This window comes from Geomonas sp. (assembly GCF_056994735.1).
Genome location: NZ_JBXKJL010000455.1, coordinates 1 through 2,902, shown reverse-complemented (window position 1 = coordinate 2,902; position 2,902 = coordinate 1). Strand labels below are relative to the sequence as shown.

At 59.6% G+C, this 2,902-nt stretch carries 3 protein-coding genes; all 3 read left to right on the top strand.

Annotated elements, in window-relative coordinates; translation table 11 throughout:
• Positions 1-485: 485 nt before the first annotated feature.
• On the top strand, positions 486-1,448 hold the full coding sequence (locus AC11W3_RS19500; RefSeq protein WP_484091730.1) for a glycosyltransferase family 2 protein: 963 nt from the start codon (positions 486-488) through the stop codon (positions 1,446-1,448).
• 74 nt (positions 1,449-1,522) lie between these two features.
• A complete protein-coding gene (locus AC11W3_RS19495; protein WP_484091729.1) occupies positions 1,523-2,482 on the top strand; it encodes a glycosyltransferase family 2 protein in 960 nt (319 codons plus the stop codon).
• A gap of 105 nt (positions 2,483-2,587) precedes the next feature.
• Positions 2,588-2,902 (top strand): AMP-binding protein (locus tag AC11W3_RS19490; RefSeq protein ID WP_484093598.1); only part of this gene is annotated, 315 nt, incomplete at its 3' end.

The following is a 2,902-nucleotide window of genomic DNA, read 5'->3' as shown; positions in this document are numbered from 1 at the left end:
CCGCAAGAAGTGGAAGCTCTGCTGGTGGCGGCGCAAGGCGGAGCGGATGGTGAGCACCGTGCGCTGCATCGCCTGGCGCACCTCCGAGCGTGTCCGCTTCGGACATTCGCTGAAGGAGAAATGGGTCTCAGGAAGGCTGCGCTACTTCTAGTCCTGTCGGCGCGGAAGTCCTTGTAATGACGGGAGGCAAATGTATTGACGCTGTCAGAGCCACGGTGGTATAGTCCGCTACGCGGCATAGCCGCCGCTTAATCCAGATCTTAACTGCCCTGGTTCAGTCTTTTCATTTAGGTCGTGGTCAGGTGAACAGGTTACTGCCAGGACTGTGACAGTATCGAGTCGCTTTGACAGGGTCGGCTTGAGATTTTGATTCAATGACGGTGCAGCAAACCCCATACAGGTGCGCTGCATCCTTGTTTTGGACCGCCGCGCAGCACGCGCGCGGGGGGGCTATCCGTGCAGACGGGTAGGCAAGGAGGGGCCACTTGGCCAAGTACAAGGTAAGCGTTTGCATCCCCACCTACAACTACGGGCGCTATCTGGCCGAAACCATCGAATCGGTACTCGCGCAGGACTTCGACGACTTCGAGCTCCTCATCGTCGATGACAATTCCAGCGACAACACCTCCGAAGTAGTAGCGCGCTATGCCGCCCAAGATTCCCGGGTCCGCTTCAGCGTCAATCCCCAAAACCTGGGCATGGTCCAGAACTGGAACCACTGCCTGGAACTCGCGCAGGGCGAGTACATCAAGTTCGTCTTCGGTGACGATGTCTTGGCCTCCCCTGGAACCCTCCGGCGTATGGTCGCCCTCCTCGACGCCGACCGTTCGGTCTCCCTGGTCTGCTCGGCCCGCAATTTCATCGACGAAAACTCGAAGGTTCTCAAGATCGAGTCCAACTTCTGCGACGGTATTTTTCCCGGTTCCGACGTTATCAACCGCTGTCTGAAGCTGCAGGCAAACCCGATCGGGGAGCCGACCGTGGTCATGTTCAGAAGGGGGCAGGGGGGACGTGGATTCCTCCCGCACTACCGCCAGATCGTTGACCTCGAGATGTGGTTTCACCTCTTGGAGCAGGGTTCCTTCGCCTACCTGAGCGACCCGCTTTGCTCCTTCCGGATCCACCAGCGCCAACAGACCAGCAAGAACAGGGAGAGTGGCGCGGACATCGATGACGCCTATTACCTGATGCAGGAGTACCTGGACAAGGATTATGTCACCCTTTCTCCTTTCATGAGAGCGTACCTGAAGTACGATCATCTCTACAAGATCTGGAAGATGCATCGGCAAGGAAAGATCGCCCGTCAGCGGGCCCGCGATCGCATCGAGTATTTCTGCGGCATGTTGAGGTTCAGCTTCTGGTACCCCTTTTACAAGAGCTTCAAGCCTTTCCTGAAAATGTACAAGAGAGTGCTGCGGACCCCTCCGGAGGCGCTCCACCCGCGTTAGGGAGACCTGCGCATCTGCAGCCATACCCCGTCCGCTGGGGCTTCCTCAAACCGATTTCCTTGAGCAGGTGAGCTGTGACAAGAAGACCCACACCTCTGATAACGGTCTGCATGCCGATCTATAATTCCGCCCGCTACGTGGTCGAGGCGATTGAGAGCGTGCTGGTCCAAAGCTTCACTGATTTCGAGCTCCTGATCATCGATGACGGCTCCACGGACGGCACCGCGGAAATAGCTGCGCGATACGCCGGGCGTGACGCGAGGGTGAAGTTCCAGGTCAATCCCGGGAACCTGGGGATGGTCCGTAACTGGAACCTCTGCCTGGAGAGGGCCAGTGGGAGCTACATCAAGTTCCTTTTCGGCGACGACGTGCTGGCGCCTGACACCCTGGCTCGTATGGCGGAAATCCTGGACCGAAACCCCGCCGTCTCCCTGGTCGCTTCCGGACGGATCTTGATAGACGAGTGCTCGCGTCCCATCACCAACTGGGTCCATTTCGACTCCGGCGCCTTCGAGGGGGCGTCGGTGGTTAGGCGCTGCGTTGTGGAGCAGGAAAACCTGGTGGGGGAGCCGTCGGCGGTGATGTTCAGAAAGAGCCAGGCGCAGCGCGGCTTCGATGAGAGCTACCGCCAGCTGGTGGATCTGGAAATGTGGTATCACCTGCTGGAAAAGGGGCGTCTGGCGTACATCGCTGAGCCGCTCTGCTCCTTCCGGCGCCACTCCGCCCAGCAGACCCAGAAAAACGAGAGCCAACTGGTGAACTTTTCCGAGATGTTCGCGCTTTCGGCCAGCTACCTGCGAAAGCCCTACGTCGGTTTCGGCTGCTGGGATGCCCACTGGTTCATGTTCCGGCACTACTACGGCTTGTGGAAGATGTTCAGAAGGCACGAGCGGCTGAGCCCGATCATGCATGGCATCATCGGTAGGCAGTACGGGAGAAAGAACTTTTACGGGACCATGGTGCTGTACAAGCTGTACAGCCCCTGCCGCAAGTTGGCCAGGATCGTGCGGCAGGGGCGTCGATCCGCTGCCTGAGGGTGGCCCGGATGAAGATGCGCCCTCTGCGCCTTTGAGTGACAACGGGGTTGCCGATAGGGGCGACCGTAGTCAGCACGATTTACAGCCAGCTAGGGGGGAACAATGGTTATCTCCGATAATCAGTACAACATCGGCTATATCTGCACCGGCCGGCAGTGCGCCCTCGGCCTCGGCGGCAAGGTGGCCATGCGCTGGCTCGGGCCGGACCTGGAGCCGCGCGATTACACCTTCGAGGAACTGGACCGCACCAGCGGGCGCTTCGCCAACGTGCTCCAAGGGCTGGGGCTTGCGCCGGGCGACATCTTCTTCACCTTCCTCCCCAAGATGCCGGAGCAGTTCTTCGCCTTCCTGGGCGCACTCAAGCTGCAGGTGGTCGCGGGGACCCTCTTCTCCAACTTCGGGGAGGAGGCGGTGCTC